This window comes from Meridianimarinicoccus marinus (assembly GCF_040689105.1).
Taxonomy (GTDB): domain Bacteria; phylum Pseudomonadota; class Alphaproteobacteria; order Rhodobacterales; family Rhodobacteraceae; genus Meridianimarinicoccus; species Meridianimarinicoccus marinus.
Genome location: NZ_JBFBVU010000021.1, coordinates 53,948 through 76,143 on the forward strand (window position 1 = coordinate 53,948; position 22,196 = coordinate 76,143).

Consider the following 22,196-nt stretch of genomic DNA (forward strand, 5'->3'; position numbering starts at 1 on the left):
GGCCCCGACATTCAAGGCTTGCGGCGACCGCGATTATCCATGCGCTTGCTCGTGTCCATGGCGCTGACCGGCTCGCCGGTGCTGGCGCGGGCCTTGTTCTTCTTGCTGGTCGGCTTGCCCACCGGTGGCTTGGGGCCTTTCCGGGCATAGCTGTCCTTGCCCGCATCCTTGTCCTTGCGGTACGGGCCGTCCTTCTTTGCCGCGCCGTCCTTCTTGAAAGGCTTGTCCTTCTTGTAGGGGGACGCGGGTGTGTCGCCATCCTTCTTGAAGGGCTTGGCCTTCTTGTAGGGCTTGTCAGCCCGTTCAGGGTCGAACTTGGCCTTGGGGCGGTCACCCGCAGGCCTGGACCCGGCATCATCGCGCGGTCGGTCAAAGCGCTTGTCGCCATCCTTGCCGCCCTTCGCGTAATGGGGCTTGTCCGCCCCCCGATGCGGTTTGCGCGGCCGGTCTTCATAAGGCGTGCGCGTCATCGGGGCCAGCGTCGGGGCGCTGTCCAGACGTTCCAGCGTGATCCCGTCTTCCAGCACACGCTCGGGCCCGATGGCGGCCAGGAAAGCCTCGGCATTGGGTTCGCGGATCTCGAACACGGTGTGATCGTCCTGAATGCGGATCGCGCCGATTTCGTTCTTGGTGATGTCGCCGGCCTTGCACAGCATCGGCAACAGGCGGCGCGGTTCGGCCCGCTGGGTACGGCCCACCGACAGCGAGAACCAGACCGACGGCCCGAATTCGGCGCGCTTGGCGGGGCGTTCGTCGGTGGCCGCCGACAATTCCTCGGGCGCCGTATGCTGCGCCCGGTACAGCGTCAGATAGGCGCGTGCCAGTTGTTCGGAGGTGAATTTCTCGGCCAGACGGGCGACGGTCTCGGGATCGGCATCGCCGGTTTCGGTCCAGATCGGGTCGGCCAGCATCCGCTCTTCATCGCGGGCCAGCACGTCCTCGGCCGAGGGCGCATCGCCCCAGTCCGCCGTCAGTTGCGCCATGCTGAGAATGCGGTTGGCCTTGCGGCGGTTCTTGAAGGTCACCACCATCGCGCTGACGCCCTTGCGCCCGGCGCGCCCGGTGCGGCCCGAGCGGTGCAGCAGGGTCTCAAAGCTGTTGGGCAGTTCCGCGTGGATCACCAGATCGAGGTTCGGCAGGTCGATGCCGCGTGCCGCCACATCGGTGGCCACGCAGACCCGCGCCCGCCCGTCGCGCATCGCCTGCAAGGCATGCGAGCGTTCGGCCTGAGACAGCTCTCCGGACAGGGCCACCACCTGAAAGCCGCGGTTCGACAGGCGGGTGGTCAGCCGGTTCACCATCTCGCGGGTGTTGCAGAACACGATGGCATTGGGCGCCTCGTAGAAACGCAGCGTGTTGATGACCGCGTTCTCGCCATCGCGATCCGACACCGACATCGCGCGATAGTCGATATCGGCGTGCTGGGTCGTTTCCGACTTGGTAACGATGCGCTCGGCGTTCTTCTGGTAGCTTTTGGCCAGTTCCGCGATCGAACGCGGCACGGTGGCGGAAAACAGCAGGGTCTGACGCTCGTCCGGCGCTTCGCCAAGGATGAATTCCAGATCCTCGCGGAAGCCCAGGTCCAGCATCTCGTCGGCTTCGTCCAGCACGATGGCGCGGATGCCGCTCAGGTCGATGGAGCCGCGGGTGATGTGGTCGCGCAGGCGGCCCGGCGTGGCGACGACGACATGCGCGCCCCGCTCCAGCGTCCGCCGTTCGGTGCGCATGTCCATGCCGCCCACGCAAGACGCCATGACCGCCCCGGCCTTTTCGTACAGCCAGCCCAGCTCGCGCTTGACCTGCAAGGCCAGTTCCCGCGTCGGCGCGATGATCAGCGCCAGCGGTGTGTCCGCCCGCCCGAAGGTCTCCGCGTCGCCCAGCAGGGTCGGCGCGATGGCCAGCCCGAATCCCAGGGTCTTGCCCGACCCGGTCTGGGCCGATACCAGAAGGTCCACGCCCACCAGTTCGGGCCGCGAGACGGCCTCTTGCACCGGGGTGAGCGTTGTGTAGCCGCGCTGCTGAAGCGCATCTGCGAGAGCTTGTTTCACGAAGTGGTCGTCTTTTCTGGCAAAGCCGGAGCGGCTGCTGTTGCAAACAGCCGCGCGGTCCGGGGACCCGCGGCGGCGCGAGTCAAAATTGGGTGATCGATGGCACCTAACGGGTTCTGCGCCCGTTGTATAGGTTCAAACGTTGCGGCACGCCGTGACGGGACTTGAACGCCGGGGGACGCGGTGGCAGTTGAAAAGCTGGACCCGACCCGTGGCACGCCTGAGAAAGGGCCCAAACCGTGACAATGCACCCTTTTCCCGACCGCGCCGGGCCGTTCCTGTATTTCCGCGGGTGGCGGGATGGGCGGCTGGCCCTGGCCGCGCTGAGCCTTCTGCCGCCGGGCGAAACCCCGCCCCCGGTTCAGGCCGGCGGGCACAAGATCGCGGCGGTCAAGCTGCGCGAGTTGGGCGAGGTCACCGCCTGGCGGCACGACTTCGACCTTGGCGCGACAGATGACGGCTATGATTTGGGCGACAGTCACTATCCGGTGCAGACCGATCTGACCGGCGATCTGCGCATCGCCTTCGCCTCGTGCAATGGCGAGGAAAACGGCGACATGGATCGTGCGCCCGAAGAACGCAATGCCATGTGGGAACGGCTTGGCCGGAACCACGACCGCGCGCCCTTCGCCCTGTTGCTGCAGGGGGGCGACCAGATCTATGCCGATGAAGCCACCCACGGCCATCCGCTGACAGACGGATGGCCCGGCGACACCCCACCCGATCTGGACGACGCCCAGCAGGCCGAAATCACCGAACACCTGCGCGCGGCCTTTGTGCAGCGCTATCTGGGCGCCATGGGCAACGAGGCCTACGGCTGGCTTGCGGCGCGCGTGCCCAGCCTGTGTGTCTGGGACGACCACGACATCTGCGACGGCTGGGGTTCGCTGCCCCGCGACCGCACGTCCTCGACCCTTGGGCAAACCCTGTTTCGGGTGGCCCGCGAGATGTACCTGATGTTCCAGCATGCCGCCACCGAGGACGACGTGGCCACCCTGTTCCTGGACCCGCAGGGCCGCAGTCTGGGCTGGGCGCATGAATTGCCCGGCCTGACCCTGTTCGCCCCCGACCTGCGGTCGGAGCGGAGCCGCCGCCATGTGATGCGCGAAGCCGGCTGGCAGACGGTCGAGGGTCTGGAACCGCAGGGCGATCATGTGATGATGGTGTCCTCGGTGCCGCTGCTCGGGCCGCGCCTGTCGCTGCTGGAAGGGGTCATGCTGATGATCCCGAAGATCCAGCAGTACGAGGACGATCTGCGCGACCAATGGCAAAGCCGTGCCCACCGCGCCGAATGGGTGCGGATGCTGAAACAGATGCTGCGCCTGCGCAAGAAAGCCCCCGTGACGGTTCTGTCGGGCGAGATCCATCTGGCCACCCGCGCCGAGATGGGGCGCGGTCCGACCCTGATCCATCAGCTTGTCGCCTCGGGCATCGCGCACCGGGCGCCGCCACAGGCCTTTGCGCGGTCGCTGGGTACGCTGGCCGGGCTGGGGTCCTCGCCGATCCCGGAGCAGAAAATCCGCATCCATCCGCTGCCGGGGCGAAAGCAGCGCTATATGGCCGAGCGGAATTTCCTGGTGCTGGAGCGGACGGGACGCGACTGGCAGGCGGTCTGGCATCTGGAAGACAGCGGCGCCACGCCGGCCCTGGCGCTGACCTGAGACACCTCCGGGCCGGGGAAGATCCCTCCCCCGGCCCGGAATGTTTCGTCAGATCAGCCCAAAACCTCGGTCAAGGCGGCGGTCAGCTTGGTGACCAGTTCGTCGATCTGGTCGTCCTCGATGATGAAGGGCGGGGCCAGCAGGATGTGATCGCCCTGCTTACCGTCACGGGTGCCCGACATCGGATAGCAGATCAGCCCTTGTGCCAGGGCCGCTTTTTTCACCTTGGCCGCTGTCCCCAGCGCCGGATCCAGTGGGGTCTTGCTGTCGCGATCGGCCACCAGTTCGATCCCCCGGAACAGCCCGCGCCCACGAATGTCGCCAACGTTGGGATGCTGACCAAGCGCGGCTTCCAGCGCCGATTGCAGCTTTTCGCCCATCTGTGCCGCACGCGCCGGCAGGTCGCGCGTGGTCAGTTCCGTCACCACCGCAAGGGCCGCCGCCGTCGCCACCGGGTGACCCACATAGGTGTGCCCGTGCTGGAAGAAGCCCGACCCGTCGCGGATCGCCGCATAAATGCGAGCACTGCACAGCATGGCGCCGATGGGCTGATAGCCAGCGCCCAGCCCCTTGGCGATGCACAGGATGTCGGGCACCACGCCGTCGTGATCGCAGGCAAACAGATGGCCGGTCCGGCCCATGCCGCACATGACCTCGTCCAGGATCAGCAACACGCCGTATTGGTCGCAAATCTCGCGGATGCGCTTGTAATAGCCGTCCACCGAGGGCACCGCCCCCAGCGTCGCGCCGACCACCGGCTCGGCCATGAAGGCCATGACCTTTTCTGGGCCGACACGCAGGATCTCGGTCTCCAACTCGTTGGCGACGCGCTGGCCGTAGTCGAAGCTGCACTCGCCCTCGGCTTTCTCGGCATATTCATAGCAGGGCGCGATATGGGTCATGTCCACCAGCAGCGGCGCGAATTGCGCCCGGCGCCATGCGTTGCCCCCGGCCGACAGCGCGCCCAGCGTGTTGCCGTGATAGCTTTGGCGGCGGGCGATGACGTGGCAGCGCTCGGGCTGGCCGATCTCCATGTAATACTGGCGGGCCAGCTTGATCGCGGCCTCGGTGGCTTCGGAGCCGCCAGAGACGAAATAGACCCGGTCCAGATCGCCCGGCGCGTGTTCGATCAGCAGATCGGCCAGCGCCTCGGCGGGTTGCGAGGTCATGAACCCGGTGTGGGCAAAGGCGATCTTTTCCACCTGTGCCTGCACGGCGGCGATGACGGCAGGGTTGGAATGGCCCAGGCAGGACACGGCCGCATCGCCGCAATCCAGATAGCGCTTGCCCTGATCGTCGATCAGGTAGGCACCATCGCCGCTGGCGGCGACGGGCAGGACGGATTTGGTGTGGCGGGGGAAAACATGGCTCATGTCCGGGCTCCTTCCAGACGGGTGACAAGGGCCGCGACCGAGGCCGCGTTATCTTTCCAGGCGCTGCCGTTTTCATCGGTCAGGCTGTTTTCGAAACCGACCCGCACCTGTCCGCCCATGGCGGCGGCGGCAGCAAGACAGGCGTGTTCCTGCGACCCGAAGGCGCAGACCATCCACGGTGAATTGGGCAAGCCCGACGCGGTGAAAACGTCCAGATCAGCGGGTGTGGACACCTGGCCCGTCGTATAGCGGCCCAGCACGAAGATGCGCTCGACCTGTTCGGGGCGCACGACGCCTTCGGCCTTCCAACGCGCCAGCAGGCTTGCGTCCTCGGCACCATACAGGATGTGCTGCACCCGCGTGCCCTGCGCCGCGCAGGTTCCGTACAGCGTATCGGCCAGATCCGGCGCCCGCGCAACCTCGCGCACCGAGATCGATGCCCAGCCCGGTTGCACCGCGCGCAGGCAGGCCAGTTGGTCCGGCACGTCGAATTTGCCTGCGGATTCGGTGGTGATTTGCAGGTCCATCTTCGGTACGGCTCGGGACAGCTCGGCCAGTGCTTCGGTATAGCGTCCGGCGTCCAGCGAATGCTGACCGTCGTCATCGCGCACATGCAGGTGCAGCCCCTGTGCGCCAGCAGCGAAACAGGCCCCAGCCGTGGCGGTGATCTCGTCCAGCGTCACCGGCAGCGCGGCATGGTCGGCGTGACCACGGCGCGCGCCGTTCGGCGCGGCAAGGATATAGGTCTGGGACATGGGCGGACGCCTTTCTGCAATTAGCCCCACAGATCGCCTGCCCCGCGTTCGTTTTCAATTTGCCATTTTCAGAACATTTGTTCTTTATGGGGCATGGATCCGCAATCCGACCTGACTCGCCGCCTGAAAGCACAGATCGACGAGCTGCCGCCGCGCCTGAAACATGTCGCCAAGTACATCATCGATCACCCCGGCGATTTCGGGCTGGACCCGATCCGCGTCACCGCCCGGAAAACCGGGGTCAGCGCCAATTCCCTGGTGCGGCTGGCCGAGAAGATGGGATTTCCCGGCTTCGAGGCTTTCCGCGCGCCCTTCCGGCAGGCGCTGGCCTCGGACCCCGGCACGCAAAGCGGCGATTGGCTGCAGCGGTTGGAGCAGGACACCCAGACCAGCCAGACACAGGCCGCCATGGCCCGCAACGAGATCGACATCGTGACCCGCTCCCTACGCCTGCTGTCCCAGGATCGACTGAGCCGCACGGTCAATGCCCTGACCCGCGCCCGCACCGCCTATGTCACCGCGACGCGCGGCAGCTACGCGCTGGCCTATTACCTGCACTATGTGGGCCGCATGGCGCTGCCGGGATTGGAACTGATCCCCCGCCACATGGGCGCCGCCACCGACGAATTGCTCGACATCGGTCCTGAGGATTGCCTGCTGGCGATCACCTTCTCGCCCTATTCCACGGAAACGATCCAGTCGATGCGGCTGGCGCGGGAACGCGGCGCGACCCTGATCCTGCTGTCGGACAGCGAGGTCATCGCCCCAAGGATCGACCCCGACATCGTGCTGCACGTGGCCACCCGCAGTGCGCATGGCTTTGACTGCTATGCCGGGGCGATGGCGGTGCTGGACTGCCTTGTCGGGCATCTGTTCGAGGACGGCGGGGCTGCGGCGCAAGACCGGATGACCCGCTATCAGGCCCTGCGCGATACCACCGGGGCCTATTGGAAACCGCCCCGCGCGCCCAAGCTGCGCGGGTAGCGCCTGTCAAGGGCGGCGCAGGATCACGATATTGCCGTCGCCCAGGGTGCCGCGCAGCAAGGCCAGCTCCTGCAAGACGCCTTGTTGATCTGCCGCGAATTCCGGGATGGCGCGGCGCACGCGCTGTGGGAACGGCACCACCAGCAGCACCGGCGCAGGGTCAGCCATCATCGCCATGTATTCCGGCGAGGTCCGCACCTCGCCCCAATCCGCCCCGAAGAAACTGCGGTACAGAACGCCGCCCGGCCCCAGCGAATACACCCGCTCTCCCGGCTGGCGCTGGCTTTCCGCATAGGCCAGCGCGCCCGCAAGATCCTGCTTCGGGGCCAGATAATTGCGGCTGAGCAGCCCCGCCGAGATCAGCACCATGGCTACAACACCGCCCCGCCACAGCAAGGGACCCAGACGGTCACGCCCCAGTGCCGCGGCAATCCAGTCGGAAAACTGTGCTACCCCGGCCACGATCAGGATCATCATCAGCCCGATGTCGACGAAGAAGAACCGTGGCCAGATGCGCATGTTCACCGCCATCAGCAGGCCGATGGTGACCACGATGTGCAGCACCACGGCTGGCGCAAACAGCGGCGCGCGGGGATGCGCCCGCCACGCCCCGGCAGCGCAAACCACCAGCACCGCCAGGGCCACCAGCGCGGTCAGCCCGCCACCGCTGCCCAGGGCCGTGCGCACGCCCTCCAGCACCGTCCACAGCGGGTTCTGGTATTCCTTCATCGGATCGACCGCCGAGGTGCCGCTGACCCCGCCCACGGTGTCGAGCATGCTGGGCACCATCGGCAGATACACCGCCGCCAGAGCCACAAGCCCCAGCCCGGCCCCGATCAGCGGCTGCACCAGCGTTTCGCGCGCCATCCGGCCGCGCAGGGCCCGGACCGCCACCGTGGCCAGCCACAGCACGCCAAGCGCCAGAAAGAAGGTGGTGCCGGTCAGATGGGTAAATCCCGCCGCCGCCAGCGCGCCGCCGAACCACAGCCACGGCGCAAGGCGCATGCCCGTCATCCCGCGCAGGAAGGCGATCAGCCCCAGCGTGCACCAGAACGCCAGTTCCGCGTAGCCGCGCGCGTTTTGGGAAAACCAGACCTCGTGATAGGACAGCGCCACCAAAAGCCCCGAGGCATGCGCGATCCGCACCCCCAGCACATCGCGCGCCAGCACCCAAACCGCGGCCACCGTCGCGGTGCCGAACAGGATCGAGGGCAGGCGCAGCACCCAGGGTGCCTCGCCCCAGACCGCCATCGCCGCCTTGGCCTGCAGGCTGAACAGGTAGTGATGGTTCATCTCGAAGTCATGCATCATCTGCGACCAGGGCAGGCGCAGATGCGTGTGCAGGGTCGTCAGCTCGTCAAACCACAGCGGCGCATTGGCCCCGAAAAGGCGCAGCCCCAGGGCCAGCACAAGGATCCCCGCAAGGATCGCGTATTCAGATTTGGTCCCGCTCTGCCCAGACACTGTCGATCACCTACACACACGTCGGCCCGGGAAATCCGGCAGGTTCCGGGGCCGCTGTTTACCAGTCCGTCATGACCCGCGTGGGGCACTGCCGCATTCATGGCATGACAGGCAGATCTATGGCATGGTTCGGCGACTCAATCGAGTGTCTCTTGCATCGCACTTAACTTTGCGTCATCGCGACGCGCCATATTGTGCGGTTGCCGTTTTTCAGGCCGTTGCGTGCCGCGTGTGTCTTGCCTTCAGGGGTCGTGTATTATGGCGATGTCGAAAACCACCAAATCCTGGCTCGTGCGGATTGCCGGCTCGGCCGTTGCCCTGACCCTCCTGTTCTGGCTGCTGCCTGACGACGCCATCTTCGATGCGCTGAAGGCACTGCCCGCCGGGGTGTTCGTGCAAGTGCTGATCCTGTTCCTGCTGGCCCATGTGGGCGCGGCCCTGAAATGGTGGTGCCTGCTGGGCCGGATCATCCCGGCGACCGTGGCCATTCGCGCCCATTTCTCGGGGCTTGCAGCCAACCTTTGCCTGCCCGGCGCCATTGGCGGCGACGCGGTGCGCGCGGCCATCGCGCAATCATCGGCGCGCGACGGCGCGCGGGTGGTGGCGGTGGCGGCGGCGGATCGCCTGATCGACATGGTGTCACTGCTGACCATTTCCGTCGTCGGCCTGATGATGGCAGCGGAGGGCGGCGGCGATGCCGGCCTTTTGCTAGTGGCCGCGCTGTTCGTCGGCGCGGTGTTCGTCGGCCTGCTGCTGCTGCCCTGGCTGGTGGATCATCTGTGGCGTTTGGCACCGCGTCTGCCGGGACAGCGGTTTGCGCGCAAGACCGTGGCGTCGCTAGGCGATCTGCTGCGCCAGCCCGGACTTCTGGCGCTGGTGTTCTCAGCCTCGCTGGCGGTGCAGACCGGGCTTGTGTTGCTGGCCTTCTGGCTGGCCACCGCCGCAGGGGCCGACGTGGGTGCGGGTCCCTGGTTGTTTGCCTGGCCGCTGGCCAAGATCATCGCCGTGCTGCCGGTGGCCCTGAACGGCTTGGGCCTGCGCGAGGGCGTGCTGGCCGCGATCCTTGCCCCCTTCGGCGCCGATCCCGCGGGCATCGTGGCGGCGGGGCTGGTCTGGCAGGCAATCATGTTTGCGGCCGGCGGATTGGGCGCCTTGCTGCTGTTTCTGGCCCGGACGCAAAAAAAATCGACAGCGCCCGGCGCGTGACCGCGCACGCATTCGGCACCACTGCCCCCGGGGCAAGACCATGACATCCGGTGGTGCGGCGCGTCGGACCTGCGCGCGCGTAATCCAATTCTAAGTTAATGTATATTATCTATATATTACAACATACTATAGCATGTTGCGAAGTCATCTCACATGCCGAAACGACCAGATACCACGCTCCGATGTCAGGAGCTTCTTCGGCATCGGCGCGGAGTGCTGCAATCGTTTCCCGGCAGTTCGTCATGCATCAGGTTTCCTGAATGCTCATATTTTGATCGCTCTCCCCCCTATACGCCGCTCGATGGATAGTGAAACTATTGTGTCAATGGTTGACCCTTATCGGCGTGTAACAAATGACAACAACACCGCCCTGCTTCGACGAAATGCTGATCTCGCAGGATCAGGTCCGGGATCCCTACAGTGTCTATTACGACTGGTTCAGCAAAGAAGACCTGAAGCGTCTGCGGCTGAAGTCGACGGAGGCCGAAGCCTTCTTCCGAAAGATTGGCATCACCTTCAATGTCTACGGTCAGGATGAAGCCGACGAGCGGCTGATCCCTTTCGACATCGTGCCGCGCATCATCTCGTCCCGCGAATGGGCGCGGCTGGAGCGCGGCATCGACCAGCGCGTCCGCGCCATCAACGCCTTTTTGCACGACATCTATCACCGCCAGGAAATCCTGCGTGCCGGGCGCATCCCCGCCGAACTGATCGCCAAGAACGAGGCCTTCCTGCCCGAGATGATCGGGGTGAACCCGCCCGGCGGTGTCTATTCCCACATCGCCGGTGTCGATCTGGTGCGCACCGGCGAAGATGATTTCTTCGTGCTGGAGGACAACGTCCGCACCCCGTCCGGCGTCTCCTACATGCTGGAAAACCGGGAAACCATGCTGCAGATGTTCCCCGAGCTGTTCACGCGGATGAAGGTGCGCCCGGTCAGCGCCTATCCCCGCCTGCTGCGCCGGTCACTGTCCAACTGCGCGCCCGAGAACTCCCCCAACCGCAAGCCGGTGGTGGCGGTGCTGACGCCGGGCATCCACAACTCCGCCTATTTCGAGCATGCCTTCCTGGCCGACCAGATGGGCGCTGAACTGGTGGAAAGTAATGACCTGAGCGTCGTGGATGGGCGGATCGCGATGCGCACCACGCAGGGGTTCCAGCCGGTGGACGTGATCTATCGCCGGGTCGACGACGCCTATCTGGATCCGCTGAACTTCAATCCCGAAAGCCTGCTGGGGGTGCCGGGGATCATGGATGTCTATCGCGCCGGAAACATCACGCTTGCCAATGCGCCGGGCACCGGGATTGCCGACGACAAGGCGCTGTATTCCTACATGCCCGACATCATCGAGTTCTATACCGGCGAGCAGGCGATCCTGAAGAACGTGCCCACCTGGCGCTGTTCCGAAGAGGACAGCCTTGCCTATGTGCTGGAGCATCTCAGCGAGTTGGTGGTCAAGGAAGTGCACGGCTCGGGAGGCTACGGGATGCTGGTTGGCCCGGCGGCCAACAAGAAGGAACTGTCGGACTTCGAGGCCAAGCTGCGCGCCAAGCCGGCCAATTACATCGCCCAGCCGACGCTGGCCCTGTCCACGGTGCCGATCCTGGCGAAATCCGGGCTGGCACCACGACACGTGGATTTGCGACCTTTCGTTCTGGTCTCTCCCAACTCGATCGACATCACGCCGGGCGGGCTGACGCGCGTGGCGCTGAAGCAAGGATCGCTTGTGGTGAATTCCTCCCAAGGGGGCGGAACCAAGGACACCTGGGTGTTGGGGGACTGAGCGATGATGCTGGGAAAAACCGCAGGCGGCCTGTTCTGGATGTTCCGTTACCTTGAGCGCGCCGAAAACACCGCCCGACTTCTCGAGGCCGGCTGGCACATGGCCCTGAACCGGTCGTCCACCGCGTCAAACGAATGGCAATCCATCGTCACCACGGCGGGGGTGCTGAATGCCTACAACCAGAAGTACGATGAATTCAGCGCCAGCCATGTCATCAACTTCCTGCTGCGCGACAAGGACAACCCGTCCAGCGTCATGAACTCCATCGACCTTGCACGGTCGAACGCCAGGCAGGTGCGCACGGCCCTGTCCAGCGAGGTCTGGGAAGCCGTCAACGAATGCTGGATGATCCTGAAGCAGGAACTGGCGCGCCCGGTGGTCGAGCGCAACCTGCACGATATGCTGAGCATGATCCGATACCGCACCTCGGTGGTGCGCGGCGCGCTGTACGGCACCATGCTGCGCAACGACATCTTCGCGTTTTCGCGGCTGGGCACCTTTCTGGAGCGGGCCGACAACACGGCGCGCATCCTGGATGTGAAATATTACCTGCTGCTGCCCTCGGCCAGTTTCGTCGGCTCCAGCATGGACAACGTGCAATGGGAGGTGATCCTGCATTCGGTCTCGGCGCAGCGATCCTACCGCTGGTTGCACGGGGGCGATATCTCGGCGCAGGGGATCGTGGATTTCCTGGTCTTCGACCGCCGGATGCCCCGGTCGCTGGCCTTCTGCGTGGCTGAAACCGTGCAATACCTGGACCAGCTGGAGCAGGAATACGGCACCCGGCAAGACAGCCAGATCCTGGCGGAACGCATGGCGGACCGCATGTCGCAGAACACGATCGAGTCGGTCTTTCAGAACGGGTTGCACGAATTCCTTGCGGAATTCATCGCCGATACCACACAGTTGGCGAAACATATCGAACAGGATTTCAGCTTCTATGGGTGACACGCTGTCCTTCGCCATCACGCACACAACGACCTATTCCTTTGACCAGCCGGTGAAGTACGCGCTGCAGCAGTTGCGGATGTTCCCGCGCAACGGGCACGGCCAACGGGTGGTCGACTGGAAAACCACGGTCACCGGCGGGCAAAAGCAGGTCGCCTTCGACGACCAGTTCATGAACCGGACCGAGTTGGTGCGGCTGGACGCTGGCGCCATCCGGATCGAGATCATCAGCGAAGGCGTGGTCGAGGTCGAGGATCGCAACGGCGTCATCGGCAAGCATTCGGGCTATACCCCGCTTTGGCTGTATACCGAAGCGACGCCGATGACGGCGGCGGGCAACACCGTGCGCAAGATGGCCGGACAGATTCGCGCAGATTGCACCGAGATGGACGACATCGCCCGCATGCACGAATTGGCCACGCGTGTGTCTGAGGCCGTGAAATACGAAACCGGCCATACGGATGCGGAAACCACCGCCGAAATGGCCCTGACCGCCGGGCACGGGGTCTGTCAGGATCAGGCCCATGTCATGATCGCGGTGGCGCGGCAACTTGGCTACCCCGCCCGCTACGTCAGCGGATACCTGTTCATGGATGGCCAGGTCAATCAGGACGCCAGCCACGCCTGGTGCGAGGTCTGGACCGAATCCCTGGGCTGGATCGGCTTCGATGTGGCCAACCAGATCTGCCCCGATGCCCGCTATGTGCGGGTTGCCGCCGGGCGCGACTATGGCGATGCAGCCCCGATCCAGGGGGTGCGTCACGGCGCCGGAGGCGAGCAATTGCAAGTGAGCTTGCAGGTTCAGCAATAGCCTGCTTATAGGGTCGGGACCAAAGGAGCGTTCCATGACCTATTGCGTGGGCCTAATGCTGAACAAGGGGCTGGTGTTCATGTCGGACACCCGCACCAATTCCGGCATCGACAACATTTCGACCTTCCGGAAAATGCACACTTGGGAGGTGCCCGGAGAGCGGTCCATCACCCTGATGACGGCGGGCAACCTGGCCACCACACAAGCCGTGGTCAGCCTTCTGGACGAGCGCAGCAAGCAGCCCGGCGACCGCCATCCCGGAATTCTGGAAGCGGCGTCGATGTTCCAGGTGGCCACGCTGGTGGGCAACGTGTTGAAAGAAGTCATCTCTACCCATGCCCAGACCGGGCAGCAGGCCAATTCGGCTTTCAACGCGACGATGATCCTGGGTGGACAAGTGGGCGACGGCGAACCGCGGCTGTTCCTGATCTATCCCGAGGGCAATTTCATCGAGGCCAGCTTCGACACCCCTTTCTTCCAGGTCGGAGAAACCAAATACGGCCGCCCGATCCTGGTGCGGGCCTATGATCCGGACATGAGCTTCGAGGACGCCATCAAGCTGCTGCTGCTGTCCTTCGATTCGACGATCAAGGCCAATCTCTCGGTCAGCCTGCCGCTGGATGTGCATGTCTACCACGCGGGCAGCCTGCAAAGCGGCGAGATCTTCCGCATCGAGGCCGACGATCCCTATTACGAGACGATCTCGTCAGGTTGGGGCAGCGCGCTGCGCGATGCGTTCCACGGCTTGCCCGATTTCACCTTTCCGGCGGAGACCGTCCAGCGCGCGACCGGGTCCTGAGCGACTGCCGCGATCGGCGAGTTGACGCCGCCGCCGGTTCGGGCCATCCCTTCCCCCAACGATCGCGGCCCTTACCGGGGCCGTGGACGCGGGCCATCGCCGACCCCGGCACGGCCTGGATGCGAAGGAGCCGAGAATGACCGATCAACCGCCCTCCCTGCCCGATGGATGCCTGCTGGGCCGGATCTGGCGGCCCGATGCCAAAGGACCTTCGGTGGTGACGCTGCGCGGGGACCGGCTGATCGACATCACGTCCGCCGCGGCGCCGCTGGTGCGCGACATCTGCGAGATGGACGATCCCGCCGCCTATGTGCGCAGCGCCGAGGGCGAGGATCTGGGCGAAGCCGCCGCGATCCTGTCCGCCGACCCGGAAGATCCGGCGACGCCGCATCTGCTGGCCCCTTGCGACCTGCAGGCGATCAAGGCCTGCGGCGTGACCTTCGCCAGTTCGATGGTCGAGCGGGTGATCGAGGAACAGGCCGCCGGCGACCCCGCCCGCGCCGAGGACATCCGCGCCCGCGTCGGTACCGCCATCGGCAAAAGCCTGCGCGACATCAGGGCCGGGTCCGAGGAGGCCGCGCAGGTCAAATCCGCGCTGATCGCCGAAGGGCTGTGGTCGCAGTATCTTGAGGTCGGCATCGGTCCCGACGCCGAGGTCTTCACCAAGGCGCCGGTCCTGTCCTCGGTGGGCAGCGGTGCGCGGGTCGGCCTGCATCCGATCTCGAAGTGGAACAACCCGGAGCCAGAAGTGGTGCTGACTGTGGCCTCCTCGGGCCGGATCGTCGGCGCGACACTGGGCAACGATGTGAACCTGCGCGATGTGGAAGGGCGCTCGGCCCTGCTTCTGGGCAAGGCCAAGGACAACAACGCCTCTTGCGCCATCGGCCCGATGATCCGCCTGTTCGACGAGGGGTTCTCGCTGGACGATGTGCGCACGGCCGAACTGACCCTGACGGTGCACGGCCCCGAGGGCTATGTGCTGAACGGCACGTCGCGCATGTCGGAAATCAGCCGCGACCCCGCCGATCTGGTGGCCCAGACGCTGGGACGCCACCATCAGTATCCCGACGGGATCATGCTGTTCCTTGGCACGCTGTTTGCGCCTACCGACGATCGGGACGTGCCGGGCGAAGGGTTCACCCACAAGATCGGCGATGTGGTCACGATCTCGGCCCCCGGACTGGGCGCGCTGCGCAACCGTGTCGATCTGGCCACCGACTGCCCGGAGTGGACCTTTGGCCTGCGGGCGCTGATGGGCAACCTTGCGGCCCGCGGGCTTCTCTGACCGTTGAGCGGTCACAATCAGGGCCGGGGAAATACCCGGCCCTGATCGTTTCGCGACCCAGAGCCGCGCGCTGGCGTTCGCCTGTCAGCGCAGATCGCCGATAACCTCCCCAAGCATCTCGCGCTCTGCATCGGTCAGATCGGTCAGCGGCGACCGCACCGGCCCGGTGTCAAAGCCACGCAGCGCCACGCCGGCCTTGATCGCCGAAACCGCATAGCCGGTCTTGCGATCCCGCACCTTGGCGAACGGGTAGTAGACCGCGCGCAGCAGTTCTTCACAGGTGGTGTCATCCCCGGCCACAAAGGCCGCGTGGAACTTCAGCGCGGTTTCCGGAATGAAATTGAACACCGCCGAGGAATAGGTATCGACCCCTGCCCCGCGATAGGCCTGCGCGAACAGCTCATGCGTTGGCATGCCGCCGACATAGGCCAGACGGTCGCCCAGCCCGACGGTGATGCGCTTCACGGTGTCGATGTCGCCGGTTCCGTCCTTGAACCCGATCAGGTTGTCACACGCATCGGCCAGCCGTGCCAGCGTTTCCGCAGCGACAACCGAACTTCCGCGATTGTAGACGATCACCCCCATGTTGGTGGAATTGCACACCGCACGGATGTGCGCCTCGATCCCGTCCTGCGGCGCGCCGATCAGGTAGTGCGGCAGCAGCAGGATGCCATCCCCGCCGGCGGCTTCGATCTCGCGCGCCAGATCGCAGGCCATTCTGGTGCCATATCCGCATCCCGCGATCACCGGCTGGCCGGGCTGGGCGGCGCGGGCCGTGCGCACCACGTCGACCACTTCCGCCGGGGCGAGCGAGAAGAACTCTCCGGTGCCGCCTGCCACGATCAGCCCGGCGATCTTGTGGGGCGACAGCCACTCCAGATGCGCGGCGAAGGCGCGGTCGTTGAAACGGTCGTTGTCCTCGAAGGGGGTGACCGGAAAGGACAGCAGCCCCGACCGGATGATGTCGCGCAATTCGGTTGGAGTGATCATGCCGCGTTTCCTTGCAACTTAGTCTTCATGAATGTCGTGGCCGCAGAAGGCGCCACCGTGATAGAGCGCGAGCACATCGTCCCCCGACGGACGCGGGACCGAGGCCTCGATCTTCTCGCGAAATGCCTCTGCATTGTCGCGCGGTTGCCAGCCGATATAGCCGACCTCGCGATTGTCCCACAGTCCGGCGTCGTTGTTCGAGGCCCCGTAGATGATCGGGCAGCCCAGGCGCGGCACGTTGAAGATGCAAACGATCAGCCGGATCAGGTCGTCATAGCTCAGCCAGGTCGACAAAGCCCGGTGGTTGTCAGGCTCGGGCGTACACGAGCCGATGCGCACGCTGGCGGTCTCGATCCCGAACTTGTCGTGATACATCGAGGCCAGCCCCTCTCCGAACACCTTCGATACCCCGTAAAGCCCGTCGGGCCGGGTCGGGGACTTGGCATCCAGCCGTTCGGTCTGGCGATGAAAGCCGATGGCATGGTTGGAACTGGCAAAGACGATGCGCGGCTTGACCGAGGATTTCCGCGCGCCTTCGTAGAGGTTGAACAAACCGTCGATATTGGCATTGCGGATGGTGTCCCACGGCGCCTCGATGGCCTGTCCGCCCATGTGGACGATGCCGTCACAACCCTCCACCATGGCTTCGACCGCCACCTTGTCGCCAAGATCGCAATAGACGATTTCTTCGTGCGGCGCGGCCTCGCCCAGCCCGTGGCGGGCGCCCAGGCGGATTGTTTCGGCAAGCGGCTTCAGCTTCGCCCGGCATTCCGCGCCAAGCTGGCCGTTGGCGCCGGTAATCAGGAGTTTCTTCAACATTCTGGTCTCGATTGATTGTTTGGGGGTGTGGGAAGGTTGGGCGGTATCAGGTGTACCCGGTCTCGCCATCGGGGCGGCGGGGCAGCTTGCGCTCCCCATGAATGCAGCGGTCTGTTTTCAAGTCGTTCTCATCGATCTCGCCCCCCAGCCGGGCCGTTCCGGGCGCAATTCAAGATAGCCGTCCACGGGCATGTAGGGATCCTTGACATGGCCCGGCCTGGGCGCGTCCGGCCCTTGCCCAGGCAAGCTGCGGTGCCGGGCAGGCGGCATTCGTCCCAGCCGGTGATGCCTTCTTCCGTGTCGTTGCCCACAAGGACGAACGGGCGGTTACCGTCGCGCCACATGACGCTTCGCAGGCCGGTGATCTTCATGACACGTTACCCTGCAAACCGTGTCTGCGGGATGCCGCGCACACCCAGACTGGTGATCGCGAACAAGCCGCCCGCATCCGGCTGGTGACTGCCTTCGGTCAAGCCGCCGTTCAGCGAGGTGACAAACAGGATATCCAGATCGGGACCGCCGAACATCGGTTTTGTCGGTTTTTCCACCGGCATGTCGATGGTCATCAGAACTTCGCCCTCGGACGACAGACGATACACCTGCCAACCGCTGACACCGGCCTGCCAGTAGCAGCCTTCGGCATCCACGGTGCCGCCATCGGGCCGCCCGGCGACCGCGTTTGTGTCGAAGAACACCTCGGGCGTGCCGGGTGTTCCAGTTTCAGTGTCATAGAGGCAGGCCCAGATCGTGCGCACCGCCGGGTGGCTGTCCGAGAAATACATCCGCGTTCCGTCGGGAGAGAACGCCAGCCCGTTGGTGGTATAGATGTTGTCCCGCCAGAAGGTCACGGTCAGGTCCGGATCGAGCCGATAGAAGGCCCCCTCGGGCGCATCGGAGCCGCCGTCGCGCATGGTGCCGGCCCAGAACCGCCCCTGGGCATCGGTGGCCCCGTCGTTGAACCGGTTCATCGGGCGGTCGGCCTCGGGATCGCTGATCTGCGACTTGTCGCCGGTGTCCGGGTCGTAGAACCAGAAGCCCGACCTTGTGGCCAACACCAGCCCGCCGCTTTCGCGCACCGCAAGGCAGCCCACAGGCTCGCCCACATCGTGGTGGGTTTCCTGTCCTGATACCGGGTCAAGAGTGTGGATATGGCCGCGCGGGATATCCACCCACCACAACACATTAGCGCGGTCGTCCCAGACCGCTCCCTCGCCCACCTGCGCGCGGACGTCGCTGACACATTCGATGACTGGCACCCTATCCCCCTTTGAACACGCGCCGCTCGGACCCGCGGATGTGTTTCACCATCGCGTCGCGGGCGCGGATGGGATCGCCAGCCTCGATCGCGTCGATGATGGCGTGATGTTCCCCGATCATGCGCTCGCCGGTGCGTGCGCCGGTAATGCCGAGGCTGGTGACGAAATTCCCGATGAACATCCAGTGCGGCCGCAGCATGTCTATGGTTTCGATTAGAAACCTGCTGTCTGACAACTCTGCAATTTTTGTATGGAACTTGATATCCGCCGCAATCCCGATGTCGCCCTTGTTTAGCAGATTCCGGGAATCTTCAACCGTTTCCCGCAGCATCGCGATGCCCGCGGCCGTGGCGTTTTCGGCAGCCAACTCGACCGAACTGGCTTCGATGGCCCGGCGAAACGCGAAAAAGCAGGCGATGTCGTCGATGCTGTGCAGCGGCTCGAATCCCTGGGTGTCCGTCCCCACGCCGCTGTTGACAAAGGATCCCGCGCCGCGACGCGACACGATCAGGCCAGAATCCCTCAGTTTTGAGAGGGCTGCGCGGACAACCGGGCGGGAAACCCCATATTCGCTGCACAGCTCTGCTTCGCTGGGAAGCCGTTCGCCCATGGCAAAATTGCCGAATCGGATCTTGTCGAGCAGTTGCCGATAGACCTGGTTTTCCAACCGGTCCTTCACGGGCGCCTGCCCGTCGAACAACTTCCCTGCCGCTGTGAGATCCATCGCTACCGCCTGCCTGCACCTGACAAACAACATTTAAAAATTTGTTTTACAAGTTGTCAATGCGGTGCGGGCGGTTGCTTGCTTAAAGCGCAAACTATGCGCACGAGAGAAAAGAGCCCCATGGGAAAGAACTGGCGAAAGACGACACTCGCCTCGACTGCGGTCGGGGTATTCATGATTCCATTTTCGGCCTTCGCTTTCCAGGAAGCGCCGATGTTGTCGGAGCGCGTGGCCGCAGGTGACCTGCCGCCCGTGGAGGAGCGTTTGCCGGCACAGCCCGAGGTCATCACGCCTCTGGACGAAGTCGGCCAGTAAGGCGGCACGATCCGGCGGTTCCTGTCCGGCTCGAACGATCACAACTCGGTCCTGCGCTTTGTCTCCCGCAGGGCCTGTCCCGCAGGAAGCCGGATTTCTCCGCCGTGGTCCCGAACGTTGCGGTAAGCTGGGAAACCAGCGAAGACGGTTCGGAATTCACCTTCAAGCTGCGCGAAGGGCTGAAGTGGTCGGACGGCGAACCGTTCACCATGGACGATATGATGTTCTTCGTCGAAGACCTGCTGAAAACGAAGAACTCTACCCAAACCCGCCGGCTCGCTTCGCCATCGGGGGCGAGGCCATGCAGGGCGAGAAGATCGACGACTATGCCGTCAAGCTGACCTTCGCCGCGCCCTACGGCGCCTTCCTGACGGAATTGGCCACGCCACTGGCGCAGGAACCGGTTCTCTTGGCCGAACACTACTGCAAGCAGTACCTTTCGAAGTACAACCCGGACGCGCAATCGCAGGTGGAGGCCACCGAAGCGGTCGAGGACTGGCCCAGCCTGTTCCGCCTGAACTGCGGCGAAGTCGAGGCCCCGAACCGCTGGGCCAATTCCGAGCGTCCGACGCAAGGCTCCTGGGTCATTACCGGCAACCGCCATTCGGTCGTCACGACCCCGGTGACAACGGCGCGCACCCCCTACTTCTGGCAGGTCAATACGGTCCGCTGTCTTTTGCGTTACGTCGATGAACTGCTGTGGGGTATCGTCCAGGATGCACAGGCGATCCTTCTGGAAGCCATCGCCGGCAACGTCGACATGCAATCGCGCCGCATCAACAACCCGGCCAACAAACCGGTCCCGTCGCAGAACATGGAAAGGGGCGGCTACAAGATCCATGATGGCCTGCCCGCAAACTCCAACATCATGGCGATCCACTTCAAACACACCCTCAAGGGTCCGGCGATGCGCGACGTCCTGCGCAACAAGGATGTGCGGAGTGCCCCCTCGCTGGGCATCGACCGGGACTAGGCGCTCGACATCTTCCGCGAAATTCACCAGATCGCCGCGGACGAATTCGGGATCATCGGCTTTTCCACGGCCTGCAATCAGGTGGGCGTCGTGAACGCCAAGCTGCGCAACGTCCCAATGGCGATGCCGGGTGCGTAGATGTTCCCCGGCCCCAGCCCGCCCCTTCCGCAAATCTCCTTCTACACCGAGCAAGCCACAGGCTTGCGACAATGCACTGCCGGCCCCCGTTGCGCGGGGCCGGGACCGCCCCCAAACTCCGGAAATCAAACCAATCCAGCGCTTCATCCTCAAGCGGATCCACTGGATGATCCCTTTCATGTTTACCGTCTAGTTGGTCGCATTCTTGCTGATCCAGGTCCCACCGGGCGACAATCTGACGACCCATTTTGCCAAGCTTGGCAAAACCAACGAGATCATGGACAAGGCCTCGGTTGACAACCTGCGCGCCCGCTTCGGTCTCGATCAGCCACTGCACGTGCAGTAATTCAAGTGGGTGTCCATCCTTCTGGTCGGCGATTTCGGCATGTCTTTTGAATGGCGTCAGCCGGTGTCGGATCTGATCTGGAAACGCATGAGCTGACCTTCTGCCTCGCCTTTTCGACGCTGCTGTTCACCCGGGCAGTTGCCTTTCCCATCCCTGGTTATTGGGCCGTGCGCAAGTATTCCATCGGCGACTACATCGCCACCACCATCGGCCCCATCGTGCTGGCCACGCCGAACTTCCTGCTTGCGCTGATCCTTATGTACATCGGCGTGGTACACTTCGGATCCGACGTTGGCGGCCTGTTTCCCTCGAGTACAAGAACGCGCCGTGGAGCTTGGCCAAGGTCGTCTACCCGCGGCGGGCATGTTCGATGTCCTGCACTGTGTCAACTTCGACCGGTTCCGCAGCAAGACCACCTGCATCGTCGGCGAAAGCGGATTGGGCAAGTCGGTGACGGCGCGCGCGATCCTGAACATGATGCCGCGTCCCGGCGTCATCAACGGCGGGCGGATCCTGTTCACGCCGGACCAGACCGGCACCGTCGAGCTGACGGCGCTGGAACTGCGCGGCAAGGCGATTCGCCTGCATCGCGACGTGGACAAGGCCGAAGCCCGCCGAGGCCCTTGCGCAGGACAAGAATCCCAACCCGAAAAGGGCGCTGGATCGCCTTTCGTTCGAATTCTTGGGCGGCATGCGCCAGCAGGCGATGATCGCCATGGCGCTGGCCTGCCGTCCCGACATCCCGATCGCGGACGAACCGACCCCGGCGCTGGATCTCTCGATCCGCACCCGCGTTCTGGACCTTCTGTTGCGATTGCAGGCGGAAATGGGGCGGAGCTTCATTTTCATCAGCCACGACATGGCGGTGATCCGCTATTTCTGCGACCGCGTGGCGGTGATGTACCGGGGCAAGATCGTCGAGATCGGCGAGACCGAACAGATCATCGATAACCCGCAGCACCCTGCACCAAGGCGCTGCTCGGCTCGGTGCCAATCTCCGATCCCAAGCCTGCGAGGCACCCGCCAGCGCCACCACTACCAACCCGCCGGGGCGCAAGACCACCCTGTGCCGTTTGCCTGCGGATGCGGGCGATATTGCGCCCCGATCCTGCGGGCGCACAGACCAGCCTGTTGAAGGACTCAAGATGAAGATCACATCTGTCACCCCCAAGACCTTTCGCCACACCACCCAAACGGTGCGCGACAGCGACGGACAAGGCCATCCAGACCCGGTCAGCGACACTACAAGCACGCTGTTGACCACTACGACAGATACCGGCCCTGAGGGGCACATCATCGTCGGTACGGCGCAGGTCAGCTCGGCACTGCTGGACCGCTTCGTGCGCCCCAACCTGATTGGCGAGGATCCCCTGAACACCGAACGGCTGTGTACAAGATCTACAAATGGCAGCGCCTGTCGGGGGGGGGGGGGGGGGGGGGGGGGGAGCGGGGGCGCGGTGCCGGGGACCTGGCGGGGTGGGATCTGAAACGGAACGCCGCCCGCCCGGCGGCTGCCG

The 22,196-nt window shown here is 64.5% G+C and carries 22 protein-coding genes; 13 read left to right on the plus strand and 9 right to left on the minus strand.

Annotated features, from left to right (window positions below; all coding sequences use genetic code 11):
* Positions 1-11: 11 nt before the first annotated feature.
* Positions 12-2,048, minus strand: coding sequence for a DEAD/DEAH box helicase (locus tag AB0T83_RS14930; protein ID WP_366194017.1), 2,037 nt, complete (start codon positions 2,046-2,048; stop codon positions 12-14).
* Positions 2,049-2,293: 245 nt separating this feature from the next.
* Between AB0T83_RS14930 and AB0T83_RS14935 the strand changes: the two genes are divergently transcribed.
* A complete protein-coding gene (locus AB0T83_RS14935; protein ID WP_366194037.1) occupies positions 2,294-3,709 on the plus strand; it encodes an alkaline phosphatase D family protein in 1,416 nt (471 codons plus the stop codon).
* A 53-nt stretch (positions 3,710-3,762) separates the two neighbouring features.
* Here AB0T83_RS14935 and AB0T83_RS14940 read toward each other — a convergent pair whose 3' ends face one another.
* Positions 3,763-5,082 (minus strand): aspartate aminotransferase family protein, encoded by a 1,320-nt coding sequence (locus AB0T83_RS14940; RefSeq protein ID WP_366194018.1) that lies wholly within the window; start codon positions 5,080-5,082, stop codon positions 3,763-3,765.
* Positions 5,079-5,837, minus strand: coding sequence for a beta-keto acid cleavage family enzyme (locus tag AB0T83_RS14945; protein WP_366194019.1), 759 nt, complete (start codon positions 5,835-5,837; stop codon positions 5,079-5,081). The genes AB0T83_RS14940 and AB0T83_RS14945 overlap by 4 nt, the downstream gene beginning before the upstream one ends.
* Before the next feature lie 93 nt (positions 5,838-5,930).
* On the opposite strand from AB0T83_RS14945, the gene AB0T83_RS14950 reads away from it, so the two are divergent.
* A complete protein-coding gene (locus AB0T83_RS14950) occupies positions 5,931-6,821 on the plus strand; it encodes a MurR/RpiR family transcriptional regulator (protein ID WP_366194020.1) in 891 nt (296 codons plus the stop codon).
* Between the two features lie 6 nt (positions 6,822-6,827).
* On the opposite strand, the gene AB0T83_RS14955 is transcribed toward AB0T83_RS14950, so the two are convergent.
* Positions 6,828-8,285, minus strand: a complete 1,458-nt coding sequence (locus AB0T83_RS14955) for a glycosyltransferase family 39 protein (protein WP_366194021.1) — start codon at positions 8,283-8,285, stop codon at positions 6,828-6,830.
* A gap of 258 nt (positions 8,286-8,543) precedes the next feature.
* Between AB0T83_RS14955 and AB0T83_RS14960 the strand changes: the two genes are divergently transcribed.
* The 6 genes from AB0T83_RS14960 to AB0T83_RS14985 all read left to right on the plus strand — a co-directional run bounded on the left by AB0T83_RS14960 (position 8,544) and on the right by AB0T83_RS14985 (position 15,118).
* Entirely contained in the window at positions 8,544-9,491 is a 948-nt protein-coding gene (locus AB0T83_RS14960; RefSeq protein WP_366194022.1) for a lysylphosphatidylglycerol synthase transmembrane domain-containing protein, read from the plus strand.
* A gap of 353 nt (positions 9,492-9,844) precedes the next feature.
* A complete protein-coding gene (locus AB0T83_RS14965; RefSeq protein ID WP_435891181.1) occupies positions 9,845-11,275 on the plus strand; it encodes a circularly permuted type 2 ATP-grasp protein in 1,431 nt (476 codons plus the stop codon).
* Between the two features lie 3 nt (positions 11,276-11,278).
* Positions 11,279-12,223 (plus strand): alpha-E domain-containing protein, encoded by a 945-nt coding sequence (locus tag AB0T83_RS14970; protein WP_366194023.1) that lies wholly within the window; start codon positions 11,279-11,281, stop codon positions 12,221-12,223.
* The gene (locus tag AB0T83_RS14975) at positions 12,216-13,034 is read left to right on the plus strand and encodes a transglutaminase family protein (RefSeq protein ID WP_366194024.1); all 819 of its coding nucleotides are present in this window, start codon (positions 12,216-12,218) and stop codon (positions 13,032-13,034) included. The genes AB0T83_RS14970 and AB0T83_RS14975 overlap by 8 nt, the downstream gene beginning before the upstream one ends.
* 34 nt (positions 13,035-13,068) lie before the next feature.
* Positions 13,069-13,833, plus strand: a complete 765-nt coding sequence (locus AB0T83_RS14980; RefSeq protein WP_366194025.1) for a proteasome-type protease — start codon at positions 13,069-13,071, stop codon at positions 13,831-13,833.
* 136 nt (positions 13,834-13,969) lie between these two features.
* A complete protein-coding gene (locus AB0T83_RS14985) occupies positions 13,970-15,118 on the plus strand; it encodes a fumarylacetoacetate hydrolase family protein (RefSeq protein WP_366194026.1) in 1,149 nt (382 codons plus the stop codon).
* Between the two features lie 84 nt (positions 15,119-15,202).
* On the opposite strand, the gene AB0T83_RS14990 is transcribed toward AB0T83_RS14985, so the two are convergent.
* The 4 genes from AB0T83_RS14990 to AB0T83_RS15005 all read right to left on the minus strand — a co-directional run bounded on the left by AB0T83_RS14990 (position 15,203) and on the right by AB0T83_RS15005 (position 18,907).
* A complete protein-coding gene (locus tag AB0T83_RS14990) occupies positions 15,203-16,105 on the minus strand; it encodes a 5-dehydro-4-deoxyglucarate dehydratase (protein WP_366194039.1) in 903 nt (300 codons plus the stop codon).
* A gap of 21 nt (positions 16,106-16,126) precedes the next feature.
* Complete coding sequence (locus AB0T83_RS14995; protein WP_366194027.1) at positions 16,127-16,927, minus strand: NAD-dependent epimerase/dehydratase family protein; 801 nt, start codon at positions 16,925-16,927, stop codon at positions 16,127-16,129.
* 377 nt (positions 16,928-17,304) lie between these two features.
* Entirely contained in the window at positions 17,305-18,183 is an 879-nt protein-coding gene (locus AB0T83_RS15000) for an SMP-30/gluconolactonase/LRE family protein (protein ID WP_366194028.1), read from the minus strand.
* A gap of 1 nt (position 18,184) precedes the next feature.
* Positions 18,185-18,907 (minus strand): FadR/GntR family transcriptional regulator, encoded by a 723-nt coding sequence (locus tag AB0T83_RS15005; RefSeq protein WP_366194029.1) that lies wholly within the window; start codon positions 18,905-18,907, stop codon positions 18,185-18,187.
* A gap of 174 nt (positions 18,908-19,081) precedes the next feature.
* Here AB0T83_RS15005 and AB0T83_RS15010 point away from each other — a divergent pair, with 174 nt between their 5' ends.
* From AB0T83_RS15010 to AB0T83_RS15025, 4 genes are all read left to right on the plus strand, one after another.
* Positions 19,082-19,222, plus strand: coding sequence for a hypothetical protein (locus AB0T83_RS15010; protein ID WP_366194030.1), 141 nt, complete (start codon positions 19,082-19,084; stop codon positions 19,220-19,222).
* Between the two features lie 104 nt (positions 19,223-19,326).
* Positions 19,327-19,563: an ABC transporter substrate-binding protein gene (locus AB0T83_RS15015; RefSeq protein ID WP_366194031.1), complete on the plus strand. Its 237-nt coding sequence runs from the start codon at positions 19,327-19,329 to the stop codon at positions 19,561-19,563.
* A complete protein-coding gene (locus AB0T83_RS15020) occupies positions 19,524-20,195 on the plus strand; it encodes an ABC transporter substrate-binding protein (protein WP_366194032.1) in 672 nt (223 codons plus the stop codon). The genes AB0T83_RS15015 and AB0T83_RS15020 overlap by 40 nt, the downstream gene beginning before the upstream one ends.
* A 343-nt stretch (positions 20,196-20,538) precedes the next feature.
* The gene (locus AB0T83_RS15025; RefSeq protein ID WP_366194033.1) at positions 20,539-20,679 is read left to right on the plus strand and encodes a hypothetical protein; all 141 of its coding nucleotides are present in this window, start codon (positions 20,539-20,541) and stop codon (positions 20,677-20,679) included.
* A gap of 348 nt (positions 20,680-21,027) precedes the next feature.
* On the opposite strand, the gene AB0T83_RS15030 is transcribed toward AB0T83_RS15025, so the two are convergent.
* Positions 21,028-21,396, minus strand: coding sequence for a hypothetical protein (locus AB0T83_RS15030; RefSeq protein ID WP_366194034.1), 369 nt, complete (start codon positions 21,394-21,396; stop codon positions 21,028-21,030).
* On the opposite strand from AB0T83_RS15030, the gene AB0T83_RS15035 reads away from it, so the two are divergent.
* A complete protein-coding gene (locus AB0T83_RS15035) occupies positions 21,386-21,814 on the plus strand; it encodes an ABC transporter ATP-binding protein (RefSeq protein ID WP_435891182.1) in 429 nt (142 codons plus the stop codon). The two genes, AB0T83_RS15030 and AB0T83_RS15035, sit on opposite strands and share 11 nt — an antisense overlap.
* The last annotated feature ends 382 nt before the right edge of the window (positions 21,815-22,196 follow it).